21 protein-coding genes are annotated in these 23,249 nt (G+C 72.1%); 14 read left to right on the top strand and 7 right to left on the bottom strand.

Annotated features, from left to right (window positions below; all coding sequences use genetic code 11):
* From GJR97_RS18145 to GJR97_RS06500, 5 genes are read left to right on the top strand one after another with little or no spacing between them, the layout of a single operon-like run.
* Positions 1–516, top strand: coding sequence for an EboA domain-containing protein (locus GJR97_RS18145; protein WP_229276043.1), 516 nt, complete (start codon positions 1–3; stop codon positions 514–516).
* 1 nt (position 517) lies between these two features.
* A complete protein-coding gene (locus GJR97_RS06515; RefSeq protein WP_154345707.1) occupies positions 518–1,411 on the top strand; it encodes a TatD family hydrolase in 894 nt (297 codons plus the stop codon).
* A 2-nt stretch (positions 1,412–1,413) separates the two neighbouring features.
* A complete protein-coding gene (gene eboE, locus GJR97_RS06510; protein ID WP_154345706.1) occupies positions 1,414–2,550 on the top strand; it encodes a metabolite traffic protein EboE in 1,137 nt (378 codons plus the stop codon).
* Positions 2,547–3,983, top strand: coding sequence for a nucleotide pyrophosphatase/phosphodiesterase family protein (locus GJR97_RS06505; RefSeq protein ID WP_154345705.1), 1,437 nt, complete (start codon positions 2,547–2,549; stop codon positions 3,981–3,983). Before eboE ends, GJR97_RS06505 begins: the two co-directional genes overlap by 4 nt.
* 28 nt (positions 3,984–4,011) lie before the next feature.
* The gene (locus GJR97_RS06500) at positions 4,012–5,031 is read left to right on the top strand and encodes a sugar phosphate isomerase/epimerase family protein (RefSeq protein ID WP_154345704.1); all 1,020 of its coding nucleotides are present in this window, start codon (positions 4,012–4,014) and stop codon (positions 5,029–5,031) included.
* 63 nt (positions 5,032–5,094) lie between these two features.
* Here GJR97_RS06500 and GJR97_RS06495 read toward each other — a convergent pair whose 3' ends face one another.
* Complete coding sequence (locus GJR97_RS06495) at positions 5,095–7,170, bottom strand: cell wall-binding repeat-containing protein (RefSeq protein ID WP_154345703.1); 2,076 nt, start codon at positions 7,168–7,170, stop codon at positions 5,095–5,097.
* A gap of 222 nt (positions 7,171–7,392) precedes the next feature.
* Between GJR97_RS06495 and GJR97_RS06490 the strand changes: the two genes are divergently transcribed.
* The 4 genes from GJR97_RS06490 to GJR97_RS06475 all read left to right on the top strand — a co-directional run bounded on the left by GJR97_RS06490 (position 7,393) and on the right by GJR97_RS06475 (position 11,230).
* Complete coding sequence (locus GJR97_RS06490) at positions 7,393–7,881, top strand: DUF1294 domain-containing protein (RefSeq protein WP_229276042.1); 489 nt, start codon at positions 7,393–7,395, stop codon at positions 7,879–7,881.
* 113 nt (positions 7,882–7,994) lie between these two features.
* A complete protein-coding gene (locus tag GJR97_RS06485) occupies positions 7,995–9,398 on the top strand; it encodes a DUF1214 domain-containing protein (RefSeq protein ID WP_195760629.1) in 1,404 nt (467 codons plus the stop codon).
* A gap of 196 nt (positions 9,399–9,594) precedes the next feature.
* The gene (locus tag GJR97_RS06480; protein WP_154345700.1) at positions 9,595–10,095 is read left to right on the top strand and encodes a hypothetical protein; all 501 of its coding nucleotides are present in this window, start codon (positions 9,595–9,597) and stop codon (positions 10,093–10,095) included.
* A 61-nt stretch (positions 10,096–10,156) separates the two neighbouring features.
* Positions 10,157–11,230 carry an alpha/beta fold hydrolase gene (locus GJR97_RS06475; protein ID WP_324613226.1) on the top strand — a complete coding sequence of 358 codons (1,074 nt, stop codon included), beginning with the start codon at positions 10,157–10,159 and terminating at the stop codon, positions 11,228–11,230.
* 71 nt (positions 11,231–11,301) lie between these two features.
* Here the strand turns inward: GJR97_RS06475 and GJR97_RS06470 are convergent, their stop codons facing one another.
* The gene (locus tag GJR97_RS06470) at positions 11,302–11,973 is read right to left on the bottom strand and encodes an ABC transporter ATP-binding protein (RefSeq protein ID WP_154345699.1); all 672 of its coding nucleotides are present in this window, start codon (positions 11,971–11,973) and stop codon (positions 11,302–11,304) included.
* A 75-nt stretch (positions 11,974–12,048) separates the two neighbouring features.
* Positions 12,049–13,527, bottom strand: coding sequence for an ABC transporter permease (locus GJR97_RS06465; protein WP_154345698.1), 1,479 nt, complete (start codon positions 13,525–13,527; stop codon positions 12,049–12,051).
* Positions 13,528–13,725: 198 nt separating this feature from the next.
* On the opposite strand from GJR97_RS06465, the gene GJR97_RS06460 reads away from it, so the two are divergent.
* Together GJR97_RS06460 and GJR97_RS06455 are read left to right on the top strand one after the other, a co-directional pair.
* Complete coding sequence (locus GJR97_RS06460) at positions 13,726–14,475, top strand: response regulator transcription factor (RefSeq protein ID WP_154345697.1); 750 nt, start codon at positions 13,726–13,728, stop codon at positions 14,473–14,475.
* On the top strand, positions 14,472–16,097 hold the full coding sequence (locus tag GJR97_RS06455) for a sensor histidine kinase (RefSeq protein WP_154345696.1): 1,626 nt from the start codon (positions 14,472–14,474) through the stop codon (positions 16,095–16,097). The genes GJR97_RS06460 and GJR97_RS06455 overlap by 4 nt, the downstream gene beginning before the upstream one ends.
* 112 nt (positions 16,098–16,209) lie before the next feature.
* Here GJR97_RS06455 and GJR97_RS06450 read toward each other — a convergent pair whose 3' ends face one another.
* On the bottom strand, positions 16,210–16,650 hold the full coding sequence (locus GJR97_RS06450; RefSeq protein WP_195760628.1) for a MarR family winged helix-turn-helix transcriptional regulator: 441 nt from the start codon (positions 16,648–16,650) through the stop codon (positions 16,210–16,212).
* 10 nt (positions 16,651–16,660) lie between these two features.
* Positions 16,661–18,298, bottom strand: a complete 1,638-nt coding sequence (locus GJR97_RS06445; protein ID WP_154345740.1) for an MDR family MFS transporter — start codon at positions 18,296–18,298, stop codon at positions 16,661–16,663.
* Between the two features lie 452 nt (positions 18,299–18,750).
* Here GJR97_RS06445 and rplJ point away from each other — a divergent pair, with 452 nt between their 5' ends.
* A complete protein-coding gene (rplJ, locus tag GJR97_RS06440; RefSeq protein WP_129234139.1) occupies positions 18,751–19,266 on the top strand; it encodes a 50S ribosomal protein L10 in 516 nt (171 codons plus the stop codon).
* Positions 19,267–19,316: 50 nt separating this feature from the next.
* Complete coding sequence (gene rplL / locus GJR97_RS06435; protein ID WP_067947898.1) at positions 19,317–19,706, top strand: 50S ribosomal protein L7/L12; 390 nt, start codon at positions 19,317–19,319, stop codon at positions 19,704–19,706.
* A 109-nt stretch (positions 19,707–19,815) separates the two neighbouring features.
* Here rplL and GJR97_RS06430 read toward each other — a convergent pair whose 3' ends face one another.
* The gene (locus GJR97_RS06430; protein WP_154345694.1) at positions 19,816–20,397 is read right to left on the bottom strand and encodes a peptidoglycan-binding domain-containing protein; all 582 of its coding nucleotides are present in this window, start codon (positions 20,395–20,397) and stop codon (positions 19,816–19,818) included.
* A 135-nt stretch (positions 20,398–20,532) separates the two neighbouring features.
* Complete coding sequence (locus tag GJR97_RS06425; RefSeq protein WP_154345693.1) at positions 20,533–21,597, bottom strand: LacI family DNA-binding transcriptional regulator; 1,065 nt, start codon at positions 21,595–21,597, stop codon at positions 20,533–20,535.
* Positions 21,598–21,791: 194 nt separating this feature from the next.
* Between GJR97_RS06425 and GJR97_RS06420 the strand changes: the two genes are divergently transcribed.
* The gene (locus tag GJR97_RS06420; RefSeq protein WP_154345692.1) at positions 21,792–23,150 is read left to right on the top strand and encodes an ABC transporter substrate-binding protein; all 1,359 of its coding nucleotides are present in this window, start codon (positions 21,792–21,794) and stop codon (positions 23,148–23,150) included.
* The last annotated feature ends 99 nt before the right edge of the window (positions 23,151–23,249 follow it).

The raw sequence follows: 23,249 nt of genomic DNA, 5'->3' as shown, positions 1-23,249 counted from the left end.
ATGGACGAATCGATGGGACCCCGCGCCGGAGCGCCCGGGATGCGCGGGGGTGCGGGGGCGACGCTGTCGCGGGCCGGCGCCCCGGCGATCGTCGTCGCCGACGAGCTCGAGACGCGCTACCGGAGCGGCGACACCGACGAGCGGATCCTCGTGCTCGGCGTGCTCGACCGGATCGTGGCGGAGCAGCCCGCACCCGACCTCGTGCGCGCGGTCGGCGTCGAACTGGTGCGCGACGCGCTCCGATCGAACGACCCGCGACTCGTCGCGGCCGCGATGGGCCCGTTCGCCGGTCGGCACCTCGGCGACCACGACTGGCGGCACGGGGTCGTGAAGCTCGTGTTCATGGGGGTGCCGCTCGCCGGCGTCGCCCGGCTCGACGAGCGGGCCGACGACGAGCTGGCCCGCATGGCCGCGGACCTCGCGGAGGAACGCGGGGCCGCCGGTCGCGCCATCCCCGACGACCTCCGCGCGCTGCTCCCTGCGGCCGCCGACGCATCCCTCGAGACAGGACGCTGACATGCGCATCTTCGACCCGCACATCCACATGACCTCCAGGACGACCGACGACTACGAGGCGATGTACGCCGCGGGCGTGCGCGCGGTCGTCGAACCGGCGTTCTGGCTCGGCCAGCCGCGCACGGGCGTCTCGAGCTACCTCGACTACTTCGATGCGATCACGGGGTGGGAGCGGTTCCGCGCGTCGCAGTTCGGCATCCGCCACCACGCGGCCATCGCACTGAACCCGAAGGAGGCGAACGACCCGCGCTGCCGCGAGGTCATGCCGGAACTCGACCGGTACCTCCGGCGCGAGTCGGTCGTGGCGGTCGGCGAGACCGGCTACGACTCGATGACGCCCGAGGAGGACGAGGTCCTCGAGGCGCACCTCGACCTCGCGATACGCCACGCCCTGCCCGTCGTCGTGCACACGCCGCACCGCGACAAGAAGCACGGCACGCAGCGCACCCTCGACGTGGTCGCGAACTCGGGCATCGCCCCCGAGCTCGTCGTGCTCGACCACCTGAACGAGGTCACGGTCGACCTGGTCGCCGAGCGCGGCTGCTGGATGGGCTTCTCGATCTACCCCGACACCAAGATGGACCCGGGTCGCATGGTCGCGATCCTCCAGCGGCTCGGAACCGAGCGGATGCTCGTGAACTCCGCCGCGGACTGGGGTCGCTCCGACCCGTTGCTCACGGCGAAGACGGGTCGGGCCATGCTCGACGCGGGGTTCACCGACGCCGAGGTCGACACCGTGCTCTGGGGCAATCCGGTCGCGTTCTACGGGCAGAGCGGCCGGCTCGACGTGACCCCCCTGCCCGGATTCGAGCTCGGCGGGGAGGCCGAGCTCTTCGAGGGCAACTCGATCCTGCGCGGTGCCGCCGCGGTGCCCGCCGGGGCGGGGGCGGACTGAGGATGCACCTCTCCTACTGCACCAACGTGCACCCGGCCGAGGACCTCGACGGGGTGATCGCGCAGCTGCACGCCGCGGCGGGTCCGATCCGCCGCGCCGCCGGCCTCGACCTCCTCGGGGTCGGCCTGTGGCTGCCCGCCCCGCTCGCGGCGCGGCTCGCGAACGAGACCGCCGCGCTGGCCCGCCTGCGCGCCGCGCTCGAGGAGGAGGGGCTGGAGGTGCGCACCCTGAACGCCTTCCCGTACGAGGCGTTCCACGCCGACGTCGTGAAGCTCGGGGTCTACTCACCCGACTGGACGGATCCGGCCCGCCTGGACTACACGATCGACGCGGCGCGAGTGCTCGCCGAACTGCTGCCCCCGGGCGGCGAGGGCAGCATCTCCACGCTGCCGCTGGGGTGGCGCGAGGGGTGGGATGCCGCGGCCGACCGCGCAGCCACGGCCGCCCTGGTGTCGCTCGGCGCCGAGCTCCGCGCCATCCGTGCGGAGACCGGACGCGTCATCCGCCTCGCCATCGAGCCGGAGCCGGGCTGCGTGCTCGACGACGTGGCCGACACGGTCGCGTGGCTGGACGCGCACCGCCAGCGGATCGACCTCGAGCACGTCGGGATCTGCCTGGACACGTGCCACCTCGCGGTCTCGTTCGCCGACCCGCGCACCGAGGTGGAGCGGATCGCGTCGGCGGGCATCCGGGTCGTGAAGGTGCAGGCGTCCGCGGCGCTGCACGTGGATCGGCCGGGCGCCCCGGCCGCACGCGCCGCGGTCGCCGGGTACGCCGAGGACCGCTACCTTCACCAGGTGCGCGAGCGGGCGGCGAACGGTCCGATCCGCGTCGACGACCTCCCCGAGGCGCTGGAGGTGCTGCCCGCGTCGGCGCCGTGGCGGGTGCACTTCCACGTGCCGCTGCACGTCGAGCCGGAGCCGCCGCTGCGGGCGACCACCGAGGTGCTCGAGGCCGCTCTCGACGCGGTCGTCGCAGTGCAGCCGGTGGACCAGCTCCACGTCGACGTCGAGACGTACACGTGGTCGGTGCTCCCGGGCGTCGATGCCGAGCATCCGCTCGACCTGGTGGACGGCATCGCCGGCGAGCTGCGGTGGGCGTCGGCCCGCCTGGCCGAGCGGCAGGGGCAGCCGGCATGACCGCGAAGGTGCTGCTGCTCGACGTGGTCGGGCTGACCGCCGACGCGTTGCGGTCCATGCCGCGCCTGTCGCGGATGGCGTCCGCCGGTTCGCGTGCCGAGCTCGGCACGGTGCTGCCCGCCGTGACCTGCTCGGTGCAGTCGTCCGTGCTGACCGGGCGGATGCCGTCCGGGCACGGCGTCGTCGGCAACGGATGGTACTTCCGCGAGCTCGGCGACGTGCTGCTGTGGCGGCAGCACAACCGTCTCGTCGCCGGCGAGAAGCTCTGGGAGACCGCCCGGCATCGGACCGGGGGCGCGTACACCAGCGCGAACCTGGGCTGGTGGTACGCCATGGGCGCGAGCACCGACCTCACCGTCACGCCCCGCCCGATCTACCACGCCGACGGCCGCAAGTCGCCCGACTTCTACGCCCGCCCGCCCGCCCTGCACGACGAGCTGCGCGACGCGCTCGGCGAGTTCCCCCTCTTCCAGTACTGGGGACCGACCGCGAGCATCCGCTCGACGCGGTGGATCGTGGACGCCACCCGACGGGTCCTCGATCGGCCCGATGCGCCCGAGCTGACCATGGCGTACCTGCCGCACCTCGACTACGACCTGCAACGACACGGCCCCCACGCCCCCGAGGCGACCCGAGCCGCCGCCGACCTCGACCGGGCGATGGCCCCGCTGCTCGACCAGGCCGACGCGCAGGGCGTCACCGTCGTCGCGCTCGCCGAGTACGGCATCGCCGCCGCCGATCGCCCGGTCGACGTCAACCGCGCACTCCGCCGCGAGGGACTGCTCGAGGTGTACGTACAGGACGGCCGCGAGCAGCTCGATCCGTGGACCTCCCGCGCGTTCGCCGTCGCCGACCACCAGGTCGCGCACGTCTACGTCTCCGACCCCGCCGACGTGCCGCGCGTGGCCGCGATCCTCGAGGGCCTCGACGGCGTCGACGAGGTCCTCGACCGCGCAGCGCAGGCCCGGTACGGACTCGACCACGCCCGGTCGGGCGAGCTCGTCGCGGTCGCCGCGCCGGGCGCATGGTTCACCTACTACTTCTGGCTCGACGACGCCGCCGCGCCCGAGTACGCGCGCGGCGTCGACATCCACCGCAAGCCCGGCTACGACCCGGCCGAGCTGTTCTTCGACCCCGCCGACCGCCTCGCGAAGGCCAAGGCGGCGGGCAACCTCGCGCGGAAGGCGCTCGGGCTGCGCTACGCGATGAGCACGGTGCCGCTCGACCCGTCGTGCGTGCTCGGCACGCACGGCCGGCTGCCCGACTCGGCGGCCGACACCCCCCTGCTGCTGAGCTCCGACCCGGCCTTCCTCGACGGCGCCGGCGACCGCGTCCACGCGACCGCGGTCCGCGACCTCGTGCTCCGCCACCAGGGACTACTGGGCGAGCGGATGCCGCAGCCCGCCGGGCACGACCGTGTCGCGCCCAGATGACCACCGAACCCCGAGAGAGGATCCGAGCATGACCGACACTCCCGCCACCCACCCCGTCACCCTGTTCACCGGGCAGTGGGCCGACCTGCCGTTCGAGGAGGTCGCTCGCCTGGCCTCCGAGTGGGGCTACGACGGCCTCGAGATCGGCATCGGCGGCGACCACCTCGACACGAAGCTCGCCGACGAGGAGCCCGGCTACCTGAAGGAGAAGCAGGAGCTCCTCAAGCGCTACGGCCTCGAGGTCTACGCGATCTCGAACCACCTGACCGGCCAGGCGGTGTGCGACGACCCGATCGACTTCCGCCACCAGGCGATCGTGCGCCCCTACACGTGGGGCGACGGCGACCCCGAGGGGGTGCGGCAGCGGGCCGCGGAGGACCTCAAGCGCACCGCGCGGGTCGCGCGCAAGCTCGGCGTCGACACGGTCGTCGGCTTCACGGGCTCGAAGATCTGGCAGTACGTGGCGATGTTCCCGCCCGTGCCCGCCGACGTGATCGACGCGGGCTACGAGGACTTCGCGAACCGGTGGAACCCGATCCTCGACGTGTTCGACGACGAGGGCGTGCGCTTCGCGCACGAGGTGCACCCCTCCGAGATCGCGTACGACCACTGGACGAGCGTGCGCACGCTCGAGGCGATCGACCGCCGCCCGGCGTTCGGCTTCAACTGGGACCCGAGCCACATGATGTGGCAGGGCGTCGACCCGGTCGGCTTCATCTGGGACTTCCAGGACCGGATCTACCACGTCGACTGCAAGGACACCCGGATCCGGACGGCGAACAGCCGCTCCGGCATCCTCGGCTCGCACCTGCCCTGGGGCGACCCGCGGCGCGGCTGGGACTTCGTCTCGACCGGGCATGGCGACGTGCCGTGGGAGGACGCGTTCCGCGCGCTCGACGCGATCGGCTACACGGGCCCGATCTCGGTCGAGTGGGAGGACGCCGGCATGGACCGCCTGCACGGCGGCCCGCAGGCGCTCGAGTACGTGCGCTCGCTCATCTGGCCGCGCCCGACCGCGTCGTTCGACGCCGCCTTCTCGAACCAGTAGCGGGCGGAGGCGCGCGTCGGCGCGGACCGCCGCTCGTCCTGACCGTCCGACCGTCTCGAGCGGTCAGTACCACTTCGCGAACGACTGGTAGCGCGAGAAGCCGGACGGGGAGTCGACGTCACCCGGCGGCCAGAAGCCGTCGGCGAGCCAACCGTAGGCGAACTGGAACCCGCCCATTCCCGTTGAGAACGCAGGCTCGGCGGCCGGATGGCACATGTGCCCGCAGTAGTCGGCGACGGACGAACCGAAGGTCCGGGCCGACTGGGCATGCCCGACCGTGGCGTACTGGCTCCCGGGCATGCCGAGGTCGGTGCCGCCGAGCAGTTCGTGCACTGCGCGATGGTCCGCATGCAGGTTCTCGTAGCCGGTCGCTCCGTCGTTGAAGAAGCCGGCACCGATCACGTCGCCCTCCACTCGGGTGGGGAACCGGTCGGCGAGGCCCCGCGCGACCTGCATGGCCCACAGGACCTCATCGACCGTGAGGGCGCCCATGTCGAATGCCACGACGGCAGCGTCCGATCCGACGGCGACCTCGAACCCGTCGGCCACGACCACGGTTCCGGCCTCGTCGCGGCTGAGCGGGACGGGCACCTCGCGGCCGTCGAACGTGATCGGGCCGGCCGTGAGCCGTTCCGCCTCGCCGACCTGTCCGAGCCCGGCGGCGTGCACGAACTCGCGCCAACTGTCCATCCGGTGCTGCTTGCAGCGGTCCGAGTACGGCACGCCGGTCGGCTGCGGCTGCGGGAGGTACTGGAGTGACATCCAGGGATTGTCGACCGGCTCACCGTCGCAGAACCGCGTGGATTCGCCGGTCGTGAGCACGACCAGCACGTCGTACCTGCGGGGGTCGCGTACGCCCGAGATCGACCACGCCGCGAACTCGTCGTCCGGGTGCGCGATCAGCGTATAGCGGAGCACCCGTCCCGAGTCGGGCAACCACCACGACACGCGTCGGGCCGCATCGACGGTCGCTCGCGGCGCGGCGCCCGGGGTGACCAGGAGCAGCGGGCTGCGCCGACTGCCCGCCAGCGCGCCGGCGGCGATGCTGTCCGGGAAGGTCGCGCCCGTCGCGAGCAGCAGGCTGGACGTGGTCGCCGTGAAGAACCGTTCGGCGACCGCGGCCGCGGTGGCGTACCGATCGTCTCCCGCAACGCGCTCGACACGTCCGCCGGTGATCTCGGCGATGCGCAGTGCGACCTCGTCGCCCACCACGTCCGGCCCGCCGACGATGTGGACCACGTCCGGGTGGAGCCGACGCAACTGGTCTTCGCTCGCGGACGGCACGGTGGTCCGCGTCACGAGCAACGTCGGAGCGTCCTCCACCGCGGCGGCGGGTCCGGCGGCGAGGGCGTCGGGGAAGTTCGCCCCGGTCGCGGCGAACACCGCGCGGGCGCCGCCGAAGAACTGCCGGACCAGCGCCGCCGCCGTGCCGAAGCGATCGGCACCGGCGATACGCGCGATCTCGGCATCCGGCAGGACCCCGCGAATCGAGTCGAGCACGCCCTCCGACACGGCATGGGTTCCGCCCACGACCCACACCCGCTCCGGAGCGAGGCGCGACAACTCCGCCGCGACGGGCGCGGGCAGTCTCGTCGACCGCGTCAGCAGGACGGGCCCGCCGCGGGCCCCGGCCACGCCGGATGCCGCCAGGCCGTCCGGGAAGTCCTCGCCCGTCGCGACCCAGACGTCGCCCACGCCCGGTCGGACGTCCTGCGCGAGCGCGACCGACGTGAGGTAGCGGTCCGGTCCCGCGGATCGTTCGGGTGAGCGATCGGCCACCGATGCGATCGTCGAGAGTGCGAGTTCCGGGAGGACGTCCGCCCCGCCTGCGGCGACGACCGAGCCGACGACGCGATTGCCGGCCGGTGCCTGCTGGCTTCCGGCTGCCAGGGACCGGTCGGTCGAGGTCGTCGCGACCATCTGCTCGAGCACGGTGCTGGGCAGGTCCGGGGGGCCCGGGTGCGACGGGGGATCGTCCGGCCTCGGGGGCGGTTCCCGTGCGGCCGCATGCGGTGGAACCGGCGGATCCGTCGGGGCGGCTTCGGCGACGTGGGCCGAGGTGAGCGGCGCGGGCACCACGGTGGCGATGGCGAGCGCCACTGCGATCGCCCCGCCGGCGGCGATCAGCCCTCCTCGCATGTCCGCCTCCGATCACGCCCGGGCGGAGCCACGGCGTCGATGCGTTCGAGCGCACTCGCCGTGCAGGTCACCGCCGCGATCGGCGGGCTCGGGTCGCCGATGCCGGTTTGGATCCTCGGGTCGAAACTACGCCGGCACGGGGTGTCGCGATGCCCCCAAGACGGGCCACACCGGACGTCGCGGGCGTCCGCCGGCACGCGGGGCGCACGTACGATCGAGCTCATGCGACCCGGACCGACGACCTCGCGGCGCGCACCGCGCGGCGCGACCCGACCATCGAGCCGAGGAGCGAAGCCGGGACGCGATCTCTCGCGACCGCTTCCCGCCGCGCTCAGCTGGGGCGTGCTCTCGGCGTTCGCGGCCGCGCTCGCCCTCGGCCTGATCCTCGACGTCGTCCCGTGGTGGCTCGCCGCCTGGTACGGCGCGGCGAGCCTCGTCGCCGTCGCGGCGTACGGCGCCGACAAGGCAGCGGCGCGGCGCGCGGCGCCGCGGGTCGCCGAGCAGACCCTGCACCTCGTCGATGCGGCGGGCGGATGGCCCGGTGCGCTCGTCGCCCAGCAGCTCTTCCGGCACAAGACGCGCAAGCGCAGCTTCCGTCGGGCGTTCTGGGCCACCGTCGTCGTCAACGTGCTGCTCGGCGTCGGCGTGGTCGCGCTGCTCGGCTCGCCCGCCCTCGTCTCCGGCGGCATCACGGACCGACTCGGCGGCTAGGGTCTCAGGTCCCAACGGCACTCGTTCGCCCCGTGGTAGCGTCCGCGCGGAATCGGCCGTCGGATCCGCTCGGCACGTGGTCGGGCGAACCGGCGCCGGCAAGGGGGAACACCATGCATCGTCATGCCCGGGTACGCACCAGGCTGACCCGACTCGCCGCACTCGCCGCCTCCGCCGCCGTCGCGGTGGCCCTGACCTCGGTCGCGCCCGCCGCAGCCGCCCCGCCCTCGGGCAACAACGGGGGCAAGGACATCGCCTCGACGACGGAGAACTACGTCACCACCTTCTATCCGATCTGGTTCACGCACTTCCAGACCACCGCGCTCCCGGTGCCGGTCAACCACTTCATCGGGCCGACCAAGATCTCGCCGGTGTACCAGGCGGTCGTCGCCATCAACGACGACACCCTCTACGCGAGCACGCCGCTCGACGTCAGCGGGGCCCCCGTCGGCGTCGTCGTGCCGGCCACGCCGGTCGCCTACTCGGTCCTGCTCGTCGACCCGTACGGCAACGTCTACCCGTCGGGCATCCCGTCGCGGAAGGCGGGCGAGGGCACCCAGACCATCGAGTACGCCCTCATCGGACCGGACGCCTCGGACGACCTGCTGGGCGCCGAGGTCGTCCGGCTGCCGCTGGACCACATGATCATGATCTTCCGCGTGGACAAGCACATCGGCACGGAGGACGTGACCACCGAGGCGGAGGAGTTCCGGAAGGGCATCCTCGCGAACGGCGTCCCGACGGCCGTCAAGCCCGTCGAGGAGTTCGGGGTCCCGGTGAAGACGATCGCCGACGACCTCGTCCGCCTCGCCCCGATCGAGTTCCTGCGCCAGACGCAGGTCGCGGTGGCCGACGACGGCTGGACCCCGCCGCTGAACCGGCAGGAGCAGAAGCTCTCCGACGACTTCGACGCGCTCTTCGGCGACGGGTCGAGCCTCACGGATGCCGAACGCGCGCAGTTCGCGGAGGGCGCCCGCGCGGCGCACGACGCCCTCATCGCCAATTACCTCGACCATCGGGGTGCGACGAACTGGACCCACTTCACCAACATCGGCGCGTGGAAGAAGAACGTCCTCGACCGGGCGTCGATCACCGAGTTCTGCCAGTACTGCAACACCATCGAGACGGCCGCGTACTACCACGCGTTCTACGACGGCAACGGCGCGCCGCTCGACGGGTCGAACCCGGCCGGCTACGTGCTGACCTTCCCGGCCGATGCGATCCCGGACGCGGAGCGCTTCTGGTCGGTCACCGCGTACACGCCGAACGCGATCCAGCCGATCCCGAACGACATCGACAAGTACCTCGTGGCGAGCTACACGGAGGGCCTGGAGACGAACCCCGACGGCTCGATCTCGATCTACCTGGCGGTGACGCAGCCCGACGGCGTGCCCCAGGCGAACTGGCTCCCGGTGCGCGACGGCGCGTTCAACGTGATGCTGCGCGTCTACGGCGTCGTGCCGAAGAGCGACATCGCGAAGGACAAGTACCTCCCGCCGGCGATCCAGCTGCGCTGAGGCGACGGCCCGCGGCGCCCGCCCACTGCATCGGTGGGCGGGCGCCGCTATGCGGGCGAAGTGCGACCGCCGCCGTGCGGATGGCCCGGAAGGGCCAGGTGCGGATGGCCCGGACTCGCGATGCGCCCGGGGCCGGAACGGAGTGGACTCGAAGCGTCGATCGGCCCCGCTCGGGGCCGGAGAACCAGGAGTCATCATGTCCACCGCCTTCGCACCTGCACCCGTCGCCTCCGCCGTCGCGGCACCTCCGCTCGTCGCGGCCGACACGGTGGCTCCGCCCACGCCCGCGGCGGACGCGACGACCGCGCTCGCGTACGCCTCGATCGCGCACGGCACCGCGCGGGGCCACTACCGCGTGCTGTTCGAGGCGGGCCCCGTCGATGCGCCCGCGTTCGCGGCGCTCGCGGGCGTCTCCCTCGGGGAATCGCGCCGCTGGCTGGCCGAGCAGCTCGAACTCGGCCTCCTGCGCCCCGTCGCCGCGACCGCCGAGGTGTACCTGCCCGGCGAGTTCGTGCCGGTGCTGCTCGACGGGCACGGCCCGGCCGCGCTCGCTGCGCCGCGACGCCTGTTCGCGGAGCACGCCGACGAGCTGCCCGAGGTGCTCCGAACGCTCTGGACGGCGACGGAGGATCCCGCGGACCACGTGTCCCGCGGCATCGACCGCCTGTGGGCGCGGATGTTCGCCGTCGGCCGCTGACCGGCCGGCCCGAGTCCCCGCGCACTGGCCCGAGCATCCCTCGTCTTCCTAGACTGGGGCCGTGGAGGCCGAAGACCAGGTCATCCGGTACGCCGAGCACGACGGCGCGTCCATCGCGTGGTCCGCGATCGGCGACGGTCCTCCGCTGGTGCTCGGGGGATGGTGGTGCAGCCACCTCGACCTCGACTGGCGCCAGCCCCGGTTCCGGCGCTTCGCGTCCGGTCTCGCTCGCGGTCGCACGATCATCAGGTACGACCGGCCCGGAACCGGTGCCTCGGATCGGGGCCGGTTGCCGCCGGGCACCCTCGACGAGGAGCTCGCCGTGCTCGAGTCGGTGCTGGCCGCCGCCGGGGTCGCGCGGGTGTCGCTCTTCGGCGCCTCGTCGGGCGGCGGCGTCGCCTCGCGCTTCGCGGCGCGGCATCCCGACGCCGTCGACCGCCTCGTGCTCTACGGCACCTACGCCAGGGGTGCCGACCTCGCCCCTCCTGCCGCACGCGACGCCCTGCTCGCCGTCGTGCGGCAGCACTGGGGGATCGGCTCGCGGGTGCTCTCCGACCTGTTCGAACCCGACGCGACGGCCGCGGAGCGCGACGAGTTCGTCGAGTTCCAGCGTCGGGCCGCGACGCCGGAGGCCGCCCTCGCCTCGCTCGCGGAGGTCTACGCGATGGACTCGACGGCGCACCTCGGCGAGGTCCGGGCGCCGACGCTCGTGCTGCACCGACGCGACGACCGCGCGATCGCGTTCGCGCTCGGGCGGGACGTCGCGGACCGGATCGCCCACGCCGCGTTCGTGCCGCTCCAGGGCGAGGACCACTTCCCGTGGCGGGGCGACACCGACGCGATCGTGCGCGAGACGCGTCGGTTCCTCGGCGACCGGGTCGAGCCGGCCGGGGATGCCGAGGCGTCCGCCCCCGGCGACTCGGGTGCGCCGGCGAGCGGAGCGCCCCACCTCACCGACCGCGAGCGCGAGGTGCTGCGGCTCGTCGCCCGCGGCGAGACCGATGCCGAGATCGCCGCGCACCTCGTGCTGTCGGTCCACACGGTCCACCGGCACGTCGCCAACATCCGCTCCCGCCTCGGGGTGCCCTCGCGAGCCGCCGCGGCGGCCTGGGCCATGCGCGCCGGGCTCATCTGAGTTCGCCGCATCGCGCGGGAATGGGCGGATGCCGCGGCCGGAGGGCGGGGCCGCGGCATCCGCCCGGTCGGCTACGCCCGCTCGGTCACCGTTCCGTGCGCGAGGTGCAGCCGACGTTCGGCGCGCCTCGCGACGGCCGAGTCGTGGGTCACGATCACGAGCGTGAGCCCGCGGTCGCGGTGGAGGCCCTCGAGGAGGTCCATGATCTCGTCGCGCGTCTGCTCGTCGAGGTTGCCGGTGGGCTCGTCTGCCAGGAGCACGTCGGGCTCCTTCACGAGCGCGCGGGCGATCGCGACGCGCTGCTGCTGGCCGCCCGACAGCTCGCTCGGGACATGGTGCGCGCGGTCGGCGAGCCCGACCGACTCGAGGGCCGCGGTCGCCCGGCGACGGCGCTCCTCGGCCGGGACGCCGAGTGGCTCGAGCGCCGTCTCGACGTTCTCCTGGGCGGTGAGGGTGGGGATGAGGTTGAAGCCCTGGAAGACGAAGCCGATCTCGGTCGCCCGCATGCGGCCGAGCTTCGCGTCGGGCATGCCCGACAGGTCGGCCTCGCCGAGCGAGATCCGGCCCGTCGTCGGGCGGTCGAGCGCGCCGAGCATCTGCAGCAGCGTGGACTTGCCGCCGCCCGTCGGGCCCTGGATCGCGACGAGCTGGCCGGTCGGGATCGACAGGCTCACGTCCTTCAGCGCGTGGATCGTGCGCTCCTTCTGGCGGTAGGTCTTCGAGACGTTCTCGAGCGTGTACATGAGGTGGTCCTTCTCTCCGGTGTCCGGTGGTGCGGCGACGGATGCCGCGGGGGTCGGTGGGTCCCGTCGGCCGCGTCAGGCCACGCTGCGCAGCGCCTCGGCGGGGCGGAGCCTGCTCGCGCGCCATCCGCCGATCGCGCCGGCGAGGAGGCCGCCGAGCACGGCGAGGCCGACCGCCATCGCGACCACGGAGAGCGTCACGGGGGCGCTCAGCACGACCTCGGTCGACTGCTGGGTCGCGGCGAACGGTCCGCCCCCGCCGAACCCGCCCTCGCCGCCGGGGCCGGCGGCCATCGGTGCGGACGTGGTCGCGAGGCTCGGCGAGATCGCGTTGATCACGGCGATGCCGATGAAGCCGAGCGCGAGGCCCGCCGCGCCGCCGATGAGTCCCTGCACCAGCGACTCGCCGGCCACCTGCCCGACGATGCGTCGGTTCGACCAGCCGATCGCCTTGAGGGTGCCGAACTCGCGGGTACGACGCGTGACGCCCTGGATGGTGAACAGGATCGCGATGAGGAACGCGGCCGCGAGCACGGCGATCGAGAGCCAGAGGCCGAGGCTCGAGATGAGCGACGACGCACTGCCGAGCGACCCGGAGACGCTGGCCGCGAGGTCCTCCTGCGTGCTCACGGTCTGGTCGGGCAGGGCCTCCTCGAGGTCGGCCTTCACGGCCGGGATGTCGGACGCCGACGCGGCCTGCACCGAGATGTCCGAGACCAGGCCGTCCATGCCGGACAGCGACTGGGCCACGTCGAGCGGGATGTAGGCGTTCGACGCGGTCGCGGCATCCGCCGACGTCGAAGCCACGGTGCCGACGACCTCGAACCCGGTGCCGCCGAGGTCGATGGTGTCGCCGACGGCGACGCCCTCGGTCGTGGCGTACTCGGCGTCCAGCACGGCGACGTACTCGCCCGTGTGGCCGGAGTCGAGGCCGCGCCCGTCGGCGAGCTCGACGGCACTGAGCGGCCCGATCGCGTCGGCGGCGGGATCGACGCCGGTCACGGTCACGCTCGTCACGTCGAACGCGCCGCCGCCGAAGCCCCCTCCTCCGCCCTCGCCGGGCGCGGGCATGGTCCCATCGCCTGCTGCGGCCTGGTCGCCCGCCGCCTGGTCGGTGGGCGGCTCGGGCAGGTCGCCGTCGAAGGTGACGTTCGTGAGGCTCAGGGTGGCGGATGCCGCGGCCACGCCGTCCACGCCCTGAACCGTGTCGAGCACGGACGCGTCGAACGTCGAGGTGCCGCGATCGACCGTCAGGCGCGAGTTGCTGAGCGTGGTGCCGTCGTCGGTGGTCTCGCCGTCGTCGGTGCCGAACTCGAACCGCACGCCGGGTCCGCCGCCCTCGCCCTCCTCGGGCGGGCCGGCCGCCTGCGAGATCGTGAGGTCGGTGCCGACGCCGTAGACGGACTCGAGCACGGCGGCCTGCGCGTCGCGCACGCCGGTCGAGACGGCGTCGACGATCATGACCAGCGCGATGGCGAGCGCCATCCCCACCGCGATGATCGCGGTCTGCCGGCGGCGCCCGGCGAGCTCGCGCCGGAGGTAGGTGAAGAACATTCGGGGTCCTCATCTGGTCGTTCGGCCCGCGGCGATCGCGGGCCCGACTCGGACGCTACGAACGTGGGCTGTGCCGTACCGTTGCCGCCCCTATGGATCGCGTATGAACCGGCGGAGGCCATGGTTCATTGCGAGGTCACAGGCCGCGTCCGCTGGGGTCATAGGAAGCGCACAGGATTTCCCGCATACTCGGAAGGCATGAGCATGGAGACCGGCACCGGAACCGCGCACCGTCCGCAGATCGCGAAGGCGGACGGCAGCGCCGTGCGCGTCCTCGTCGTCGACGACGAGAACTCCCTCACCGACCTCCTGAAGATGGCGCTCCGCTACGAGGGGTGGGAGGTGCGCACCGCGTCCGACGGCCTCGGCGCCGTCCGGGCTGCGCGGGAGTTCCGCCCCGACGCGATCGTGCTCGACATCATGCTCCCGGACATCGACGGGCTCGAGGTGCTGCAACGCGTGCGCGCGGACGGCACCGAGACGCCGGTGCTCTTCCTCACCGCGAAGGACTCGCTCGACGACCGCATCGCGGGGCTCACCGCCGGCGGCGACGACTACGTCACCAAGCCGTTCAGCCTCGAGGAGGTCGTGGCGCGGCTGCGCGGCCTGATCCGGCGATCGACGCTGACGCTCGCGCAGGCCAAGGACCCGGTGCTCCGCGTCGGCGACCTCTCGCTCGACGAGGACTCGTACGAGGTCGAGCGCGACGGCACGCCGGTCGAGCTCACGGCGACCGAGTTCGAACTGCTCCGATTCCTCATGCGGAACCCCCGGCGCGTGCTCTCGAAGGCGCAGATCCTCGACCGCGTCTGGAACTACGACTTCGGCGGCAAGGAGTCCGTCGTCGAGCTGTACATCTCCTACCTGCGGAAGAAGATCGACGCGGGCCGCGACCCCATGATCCACACGGTCCGCGGTGCGGGCTACATGCTGAAGGCCGCGGGATGACGCACCCGGGCGCTCCGGGGTACGCGTCCGCCGCACGGCGTGCCGCGTCCGAGCGGGCGCGGCCGACGGATGCCGCGGGCGACGCCGTCGCCGGGGGCGACTCGTCGGCGGCCGGCGCCGGCGACGGAGCCGTCGTGCGCCGTCGACGCGCGCCGCAGACGCTCCGGCGCCGACTGCTCTTCGTCATCGCCGCGCTCGTCGTGCTCGTCAGCGCGATCGTCGGCCTCGTCAGTGTCGCGTCGCTGCACAACCAGCTCATGGCGCGCATGGACGCGCAGCTCGTCCAGGCGACCGACCGCGCGGCGCGGACGCTGGGCGAGGAACGCGAGGAGGGCGAGGACCACGAGGATCGCGTGCCGCTCCCGCCCGAGGGCGCAGAGGCGCTGCTCCGCATCCCGGGCCAGCCCGTCGGCGCGATCGCGGCGCTCGTCACCGATCGTGCGGTCGTGACGTTCGGCGCGATCGACGAGGAGGGCGAGTTCGTCGATCCGCCCGAGACGATCGCACCGGTGCTCGCCTCGGTGCCCGCCGACCGGACACCCGTCACGGTCGAGCTCGACGAGCTCGGGGAGTACCGCGCGATCGCCGCGCCGACCGACGGCGGGTTCTCGTTCGTCGTCGCCTTCCCGCTCACCGAGGTGAACGCGACGACGGCCCAGCTCGCGGTCACCGTGGGCGTGGTCGCGATCGCCGGCCTCGCCGCCGCCCTCGTGCTCGGCGCGGTGATCGTCCGGCGCGCGCTCGTGCCGCTCGACCGCGTCACCGAGACCGCGACGCTCGTCTCCGAGTTGCCGCTCGCGCGCGGCGACGTGGAACTGCCCGAGGAGGTCCCCGTCGACGACGAGCGGACCGAGGTCGGGCGGCTCGCGACATCCTTCAACCGCATGCTCGGGCACGTCGCCGCATCGTTGTCGGCTCGCGAGCAGTCCGAGCGCAAGGTGCGCCGGTTCGTCGCGGACGCCAGCCACGAACTCCGCACGCCGCTGGCCTCGATCCGCGGCTACTCCGAGCTCACGCGCATGCACGGCGGCGAGTTGCCACCCGACGTGGTGCACGCGCTTGGCCGCATCGAGTCCGAATCGCTGCGGATGACGGAGCTCGTCGAGGACCTGCTCCTGCTCGCGCGGCTCGACGAGGGGCGCGAGCTCAGGCGGGAGCCGGTCGACCTCACCCGGCTCGTGATCGACGCGGTCGGCGACGCCCAGGTGGCGGCGCCCGACCACGAGTGGCGCGTCGAGGTGCCCGACGACGAGGTGACCGTGACCGGCGACGCCAGCCGCCTGCACCAGGTCGTGGCGAACCTCCTCGCGAACGCGCGCGTGCACACGCCCGACGGCACCGAGGTCGTCGTCCGCGTGGCCCGCGTGCCCGTGGCATCCGGGTCGCCCGCACCGGCCCGCGTGCGGGTGACGGTCACCGACGACGGACCCGGCATCGACCCCGCGGTGCGGGCGAGCCTGTTCGAGCGGTTCGCGCGCGGTGACGCCTCGCGTTCGCGCCGGGCCGGGAGCACCGGCCTCGGCCTGGCCATCGTGAAGGCCGTCGTCACCGCGCATCGCGGAACCGTCGAGGTCGCGAGCGAGCCCGGCCGCACGGAGTTCGCCGTCGAGCTCCCCGCCTGACGGACGGCCCCTGCCGCCCTTCCCGCGCGGCAGCGAGATGACGCGAACGGTCGGATCCCGGCTTCCGGCCGACGCTTCGCGTCACCTCGCCGGCGGGCGGAGGGGAGGGGCGTCAGCCGGCCGCGACGATGCGCAGCACGTCGGCCAGCGAGCGCAGCTCCTCGACCGAGCGTCCCGCCAGCGCGTTGCGGAGTCGCGCCTGGTTCGCGGCGCGCACGCGCGCGATCCGGTCCCGGGCGGTCGACGTCGGCACGAGCACCCTGGCACGTCCGTCCCGCTCGTCGGCACGGCTCTCGACGAGACCGAGCTCCTCGAGCTGCCGGATCTGGCGGCTGATGGCGCTCTTGTCCATGTCGTAGAGCTCGGCGAGCGCGTGGGCGTTCGTCGAACCGGCGCGCACGATGCTGCTGAGCAGCTTGTAGCCCGCGGGCTGGAGCTCCGGGTGCACGAGCTTCGCCGACTCCGCCCACACGATCCGGGCGCGGTTGAAGACGATGCCGAACTGGTCCTCGACGGCCGCGATCGCGGCGTCGAGCTCGGGGTCGGCGGTCATGACGGCCATGTTAGCGACGCGACCCAGAGGCATCCGTGCCATCCGCCGCGGCGACCGAGCCGGTCGCTGTCGAGACGAGCTCGCGGCGCGCGCCCGCCTCGAAGGACTCGGCCGACGGGACCGCAGCGCCGATCTCGGCCTCAGCGAGGTCGATGACCGCGTCCTCGGCCTCGTCCGCGAGCGACTCCGCCGCGGTCTTCGTCGAGAGCGACCGGTTCGGCAGGAACGCGATCGCCAGGAGCGAGAGCACCGCGAGCGGCACGGCGATCCAGAACACGTCGGCGATGCCGTGGCCGTAGGCCGACTCGATGACGACGCGGATCGAGTCCGGGAGCTCGTGCACGTTGGGCACGGCGCCGCCCGCGAGCCCCTGCAGCGCTTCCGCCTCCTCCGGCGTCGAGGGCACGAAGTCCGCGAAGCCGGTCGAGACGTGCTCCCGCACCTGCGTCGCGAGGAGCGAGCCCATGATGGTCACGCCGATGGTGCCCGCGATGGACCGGAAGAAGTTGACGTTCGACGACGCCGCGCCGAGCTGCGAGACCGGGGTGTCGTTCTGCACGACGAGCGTGAGGTTCTGCATCACCATGCCGAGTCCGGCGCCGAGCACGACCATCGCGACGCTCACCCACGCGTAGTCGGTGTCGTAGCGGAGCGTCGTCATCAGCGAGGAGCCGGCGACGATGAGCGCGGCGCCGACGACCATGAATCCCTTCCACTTGCCGAACCGGCTGATGAGGGCACCGATGAGGATCGAGGCGCCCATCTGGCCCACGATCAGCGGGATGGTCATGAACCCGGACTCCGTCGGGGTCGCGCCGCGTGCGAGCTGGAAGTACTGGGCGAGGAAGACGCTCGTCGCGAACATCGCGACGCCGATGGCGATCGACGCGACGACCGCGAGCGTGAACGTGCGGTTCCTGAACAGGGCCATGGGCACGATCGGCTCGGCCACGAAGAACTCGACGATGACGAAGGCGATGAGGAATGCCGCGGCGATGCCGATCATGACGAGGCTCGCCACCGAGTCCCACTCGAACTGGTTGCCGCCGAGCGTGACCCAGACGAGCAGCAGCGAGACCCCGACGGCCATCAGGATCGCGCCGGCGTAGTCGATCTTCACGGCGCGCTTCGGCAGCTGCGGCAGGTGCAGCGTGAGCTGGATGAGCACGAGCGCGATGATCGCGAGGGGCAGCGGCAGGAAGAAGTTGGCGCGCCATCCCCACGCGTCGGTGACGACGCCGCCGAGGAGCGGGCCGCCGATCGTGGCGACGGCCATGATGCCGCCGACGACGCCCATGTACTTGCCGCGTTCGCGCGGGGAGATGATGAGCGCGACGATGATCATGACGAGGGACATGAGGCCCCCGGCGCCGAGGCCCTGGATGACGCGGACGGCGATGAGCGTGGTCGTGTCCTGTGCGAACCCGGCGATCGCCGTGCCGACGACGAACAGGCCGATCGCGAGCTGGAGCAGCACCTTGCGGTCCACGAGGTCGGCGAGCTTGCCCCAGATGGGGGTGGAGACGGCCGTCGCGAGGAGGCTCGCGGTGATGACCCAGGTGTAGGCGGCCTGGTCGCCGCCGAGGTCGGCGATGATGCGGGGCATCGAGGTCGAGACGACCGTGCCCGAGAGCACCGCGACGAACATCGTCACGATGAGGCCCGAGAGGGCGATGAAGACCTCGCGCGGCGTGCGCGAGGGTGCCTCGGCCGAGGCGGTGATGGCTGCTGCTGACAAGAGCGTGTCGTCCTCCGAGAAAGTTGATCGGGATCAACCATAGAAAGATAGTTGCAGAATGTCAACTTTGGATCTCGGTCAACTATTCCCCGCCGCCGTGCCGGCGATTTGGCCGCGGTCGAGGCATCCGTTATGGTGGTCTGAGCCGAAGACCGCTGGTTGTCGTGTTCGCGTGCGAATTCGACCGAAGTCCTGTGAGAACAGGTGCCCGCGCAGGTGTGACGAAGACTTTCCACTCTTCCCGAATGGTTCGAGCTCCGCGCGTCTGCGCCGGAGCTCTTTTTCTTTCCCATGAGTTTGCACCAGCGCTCCGAGGCCGTGCATCGCCACCGCGGTGCACGTTGGAGACACAAGGAGTGGCCATGGCGAACAAGGAAGCCTCGGTTGCCGAACTCACGAACCTCTTCGAGAGCTCGACCGCCGTTCTGCTGACTGAATACCGCGGCCTCACGGTTGCCCAGCTCAAGCAGCTGCGCACGTCCATCCGTGAGGACGCGAGCTACGCCGTGGTGAAGAACACGCTGACCAAGATCGCGGCGAACAACGCCGGCATCTCGTCGTTCGACGACGAGCTCGCCGGTCCGTCGGCGATCGCATTCGTGCACGGTGACCCGGTCGCCGTCGCGAAGGCTCTGCGCGACTTCGCCAAGGCGAACCCCCTCCTCGTGGTCAAGGGCGGCTACTTCGATGGCAAGCCCCTGACCGCCGAAGAGGTAGGCAAGCTCGCCGACCTCGAGTCCCGCGAAGTGCTCCTGGCGAAGCTCGCCGGCGCCTTCAAGGCCTCGCTGTTCGGAGCCGCATATCTGTTCAACGCACCGCTGTCGAAGGCCGTTCGCACGGTCGACGCGCTGCGTGAGAAGCAGGAGTCCGCTGCGTAGGCGCGAGCCTCTCAAGCGGTGAGTTACCAGGAAATCTAAGGAGAAGAATCATGGCGAAGCTGTCCACTGAGGAGCTGCTCGAGCAGTTCAAGGGCCTGACCCTCATCGAGCTCTCGGAGTTCGTCAAGGCGTTCGAGGAGACCTTCGAGGTCACCGCGGCCGCCCCGGTCGCCGTTGCCGGCCCGGCCGCCGCCGGCGGTGGCGCCGCTGCCGAGGAGGTCGAGGAGAAGGACTCGTTCGACGTCATCCTCGAGGCTGCCGGCGACAAGAAGATCCAGGTCATCAAGGTCGTCCGCGAGCTCACCTCGCTCGGCCTCGGCGAGGCGAAGGCCGTCGTCGACGGTGCTCCGAAGGCCGTGCTCGAGGGCGCGAACAAGGAGACCGCCGACAAGGCGAAGGCCTCGCTCGAGGAGGCCGGCGCGACCGTCACCCTCAAGTAATCCTGCGCGCTCGCTCGAGCGCCGGACCTTGAGGTGACCTGCGTCACCTGAACACACGGATGCCCCGTGCCGATTCGTTCGGCGCGGGGCATCCGTCGTCTCGCCGCAGTCAGTCGTGCTCGCTCCGCACGAGGAGCGCCTCGAGCCCGGCGTACGTGTTCGGGCCGGGGACGCCGTCGATGGGTCCCGAGTACCCGCCTCGCTGGGCGATGCGCTGGAGTCCGCGCCAGGTGTTCGGCCCCGGGACGCCGTCGACGGGTCCCGTGTAGCCGGCGCCGGCGAGGATCGTCTGGATGCCTCGCCAGGAGTTCGGCCCCATGACGCCGTCGTAGGGCCCGAAGTACCCGCCGATCCGACCCATGGTCTGGAGCGCGCGGTAGGTGTCCGCGTCCGGGACTCCGTCGACCGGTGTCACGTAGCTGAACGGCGAGAGCAGCCGCTGCACGCCCATCCAGGACTGCACGCCCATCACGCCGTCGATCGGCCCGGCGTAGCCGCCGAGCGCCGCGAAGCGCTGGAGCGCCCGCCACGTGTTCGCGCCGGGTGCGCCGTCGATCGGGCCGGTGTACCCGTACCCCGCGGCGAGTCGCTGGAGCGCCCGCCACGTACTGGGTCCGGGGCTTCCGTCGTTCGGGCCGTCGTACCCGCCTCCGCGGGACAGCCGCTGCAGTATGAGTCCTTCCGTGCTCATCATGCCCTCCTTCATCCGAGCCGGGCCTCGTCGCCATCCGTTCGGTGCCGGATGACGGCCCACCCTGCGGACGCTACGGACGACCGGTTCGGGTCGTCACCGGGCTGACCCTGAGATCGACCCCTCGGCGACGGCTCAGCGCGCGACGAGGGGCCGCGCCGAGGGCGCGGTGGTGCTGCTGCGGATGACGAGCCGCGTCTCGAGCGGCCGGTCGAAGTCGGGGAGCCCGTCGGGTGTGACCGGATCGGCGTCGCCGGTCGGTTCGCCGAGGAGCCGCATGACGGCGTCGACCGCGTAGCGGCCCTGCACGCGTGGGAGCTGCTCGATCGTGGTCAGGCCGAACAGCTCGGCATGCTCGTGGCCGTCGAAGCCGATGATCGAGAGGGCGCCGGGCAGCGCCATCCCCAGACGCTCGGCCGCGCGCATCGCGCCGAACGCGATCTCGTCGGACGCCGCGAAGATCGCGGTCGGCCGGGTCGCCGGGTGTCCGAGGAGCTGGAGCGCGGCATCGTATCCGCCGGGGACCGTCATCTCCGCCTCGACGATCCCGTCCGACTCGCCGACGGGCCGCAGGTCCGCCTCGCGCATGGCATCGGCGAACCCGGCCCTGCGCAGCGCCTGCACGCTGCGCGCCGCGGATCCGGCTCCGGCGCCGGCGAGGTGCGCGATGCGCTCGTGTCCGAGGTCGAGGAGGTGCTCCGTGGCGAGTCGAGCGGCGCCGCGGTCGTCGATGGCGAGCCTGGGTGCGCCCGGGCCGGTGCCGCCGAGCGCGATGATGGGCTTGCCGCGACCCTCGATGACCTCGACCTCGCGCTCGGTGAGGTCGACGCCCACCGCGATGACCGCGTCGACCCGCTTGCGCGCCAGGAAGAAGTCGAAGACGCGGTCGCGCTCGGGACCGGCGAGCGCGAGGTTGTACAGCGTGAGGTCGTACCCGGCGGCGAGGAGCGTCCGCTCCATGCCCTCGAGGACCTCGCCGAAGAACCAGCGGTTCACGAACGGGATGACGACGCCGACGTTCTTGGTCCGGCCCGTGACGAGGCTCGCGGCGTTCGGCGAGGCGATGTAGCCGATGTCGGCCGCGGCCTCGACGACGCGGCGCCGCGTCGCCTCGGAGACGTAGCCGCGCCCCGACAGCGCACGTGAGGCCGTCGACTTCGAGACGCCGGCCAGGCGCGCGACATCCGAGATCGCGGTCATCACGCTCCCTCCGTCGGGCTCGTGATCGGAGTGTACGCGAATCGCCGGAGGTGTGGAACCGGTGCCACAGCCGCGGCATCCGTCACGCGATCGTGACCCGGCCCACCCTTGCCCAGCGCCGCCGCGGTCGCCTAGCGTGGGGTCTGGAACCGGTTCCCGGTTCCGCCCTGCACCACACTCAACGAGGAGATGACATGAGACTCACACGGCATCGCCGTTGGGCGGCCCCCGTCGCGGTGGCCGCGGCGGCCGGCTTGGCGCTCACCGCCTGTACCGGCGACATCGCCAGCGAGGACGCGGCAGACGTCGACTGCTCGGACTACGAGGAGTACGGCACGTTCGACGGCGCGGAGGTCACCATCGGGGGCACGATCCTCGACCTCGAGGCCGACCGACTCGTCGAATCCTGGTCCGACTTCGCGACCTGCACCGGCATTTCGATCGACTACCAGGGCTCGAGCGAGTTCGAGGCCCAGATCGCGGTCCTCGCCGAGGGCGGCAACGCGCCCGACATCGGCTTCGTCCCGCAGCCGGGCCTCGTCCAGCGACTCTCGGACGGCGGATGGCTCATCCCGGCGTCGGAGGGCGTCGAGGCGAACGTCGACGAATGGTGGTCGGAGGACTGGAAGGGCTACGGCACGTACAACGACACCTTCTACGGCGCGCCGCTGATGGCGAGCATCAAGGGCTACGTCTGGTACTCGCCGGCGGAGTTCGAGGAGAAGGGCTACGAGATCCCGCAGACCCTGGACGAGCTCAGCGAACTGTCGCAGACCATCGCGGACGAGGGCGACCACAAGCCCTGGTGCGTGGGTCTCGAGTCCGGTGAGGCCACCGGCTGGCCCGGCACCGACTGGGTCGAGGACTACATGCTGCGCCTGCACGGCGCCGACGTCTACGACCAGTGGGTGACGCACGAGATCCCGTTCAACGACCCGCGCGTGGCCGAGGCCTTCGACGCGGTCGGCGAGTACCTGAAGAACGAGGACATGGTCAACGGCGGCATCGGCGACGTGTCGACGCAGATCACCGAGGCGTTCCAGACCGCCGGCCTGCCGATCCTCGACGGCTCCTGCTCGCTGCACCACCAGGCGTCCTTCTATGAGACGTTCTGGAACCCCGAGGGCGGCGACGAGAACACCGTGGCGTCCGACGGCACCGTGTTCGGCTTCCTGCTCCCGCCCGCCGACGCCGACGACCCGCTGTCGGTGACCGGTGGCGGTGAGATCGTCGTCGCGTTCACCGAGGCCGACGAGGTCGAGGCGGTGCGCACCTTCCTGTCGAGCGACACGTGGGCGAACAACCGCGTCAGCCTGGGCGGCGTCATCAGCGCCAACCAGGGCGTCGACCCCGAGAACGCGTCGAGCGAGCTGCTCGTGCAGTCCATCGAGATCCTGCAGGACCCCGAGACCACGTTCCGGTTCGACGGTTCCGACCTGATGCCCGGTGCCGTCGGCGCCGACTCCTTCTGGAAGGGCATCGTGGCGTGGGTGAGCGGAGACAGCACCGAGCAGGTGCTCGACACCATCGAGGCGAGCTGGCCCAGCAGCTGATCGCCAGCGCGCCGCGCGCGTCCTTCGGGTCGCACGCGGTATGACCGAGGGGCGGGGTGAGGCACCCCGCCCCTCGGGACCCCCAGATTCAACGACGAA

Origin of the sequence: Agromyces kandeliae, assembly GCF_009674665.1 — a bacterium.
Classification (GTDB): Bacteria; Actinomycetota; Actinomycetes; order Actinomycetales; family Microbacteriaceae; genus Agromyces; species Agromyces kandeliae.
Note: the sequence above shows the minus strand (reverse complement) of the source record. Positions and strands in the feature narration are given on the sequence as shown.

What these genes read in the sequence shown, in the direction of transcription:
- rplJ (WP_129234139.1), top strand. Translation starts at nt 18,751, where the DNA reads ATGGCGAACAAGGAAGCCTCGGTTGCCGAACTCACGAACCTCTTCGAG.
- GJR97_RS06515 (WP_154345707.1), top strand. Translation starts at nt 518, where the DNA reads ATGCGCATCTTCGACCCGCACATCCACATGACCTCCAGGACGACCGAC.
- GJR97_RS06465 (WP_154345698.1), bottom strand. Translation starts at nt 13,527, where the DNA reads ATGTTCTTCACCTACCTCCGGCGCGAGCTCGCCGGGCGCCGCCGGCAG.
- GJR97_RS06430 (WP_154345694.1), bottom strand. Translation starts at nt 20,397, where the DNA reads ATGAGCACGGAAGGACTCATACTGCAGCGGCTGTCCCGCGGAGGCGGG.
- GJR97_RS06490 (WP_229276042.1), top strand. Translation starts at nt 7,393, where the DNA reads ATGCGACCCGGACCGACGACCTCGCGGCGCGCACCGCGCGGCGCGACC.
- GJR97_RS06480 (WP_154345700.1), top strand. Translation starts at nt 9,595, where the DNA reads ATGTCCACCGCCTTCGCACCTGCACCCGTCGCCTCCGCCGTCGCGGCA.
- GJR97_RS06450 (WP_195760628.1), bottom strand. Translation starts at nt 16,650, where the DNA reads ATGACCGCCGACCCCGAGCTCGACGCCGCGATCGCGGCCGTCGAGGAC.
- GJR97_RS06455 (WP_154345696.1), top strand. Translation starts at nt 14,472, where the DNA reads ATGACGCACCCGGGCGCTCCGGGGTACGCGTCCGCCGCACGGCGTGCC.
- GJR97_RS06495 (WP_154345703.1), bottom strand. Translation starts at nt 7,170, where the DNA reads ATGCGAGGAGGGCTGATCGCCGCCGGCGGGGCGATCGCAGTGGCGCTC.
- GJR97_RS06500 (WP_154345704.1), top strand. Translation starts at nt 4,012, where the DNA reads ATGACCGACACTCCCGCCACCCACCCCGTCACCCTGTTCACCGGGCAG.
- GJR97_RS06470 (WP_154345699.1), bottom strand. Translation starts at nt 11,973, where the DNA reads ATGTACACGCTCGAGAACGTCTCGAAGACCTACCGCCAGAAGGAGCGC.
- GJR97_RS06445 (WP_154345740.1), bottom strand. Translation starts at nt 18,298, where the DNA reads ATGTTCGTCGCGGTGCTCTCGGGCACGGTCGTCTCGACCTCGATGCCC.
- GJR97_RS06485 (WP_195760629.1), top strand. Translation starts at nt 7,995, where the DNA reads ATGCATCGTCATGCCCGGGTACGCACCAGGCTGACCCGACTCGCCGCA.
- GJR97_RS18145 (WP_229276043.1), top strand. Translation starts at nt 1, where the DNA reads ATGGACGAATCGATGGGACCCCGCGCCGGAGCGCCCGGGATGCGCGGG.
- GJR97_RS06460 (WP_154345697.1), top strand. Translation starts at nt 13,726, where the DNA reads ATGAGCATGGAGACCGGCACCGGAACCGCGCACCGTCCGCAGATCGCG.
- GJR97_RS06425 (WP_154345693.1), bottom strand. Translation starts at nt 21,597, where the DNA reads ATGACCGCGATCTCGGATGTCGCGCGCCTGGCCGGCGTCTCGAAGTCG.
- rplL (WP_067947898.1), top strand. Translation starts at nt 19,317, where the DNA reads ATGGCGAAGCTGTCCACTGAGGAGCTGCTCGAGCAGTTCAAGGGCCTG.
- GJR97_RS06420 (WP_154345692.1), top strand. Translation starts at nt 21,792, where the DNA reads ATGAGACTCACACGGCATCGCCGTTGGGCGGCCCCCGTCGCGGTGGCC.
- eboE (WP_154345706.1), top strand. Translation starts at nt 1,414, where the DNA reads ATGCACCTCTCCTACTGCACCAACGTGCACCCGGCCGAGGACCTCGAC.
- GJR97_RS06505 (WP_154345705.1), top strand. Translation starts at nt 2,547, where the DNA reads ATGACCGCGAAGGTGCTGCTGCTCGACGTGGTCGGGCTGACCGCCGAC.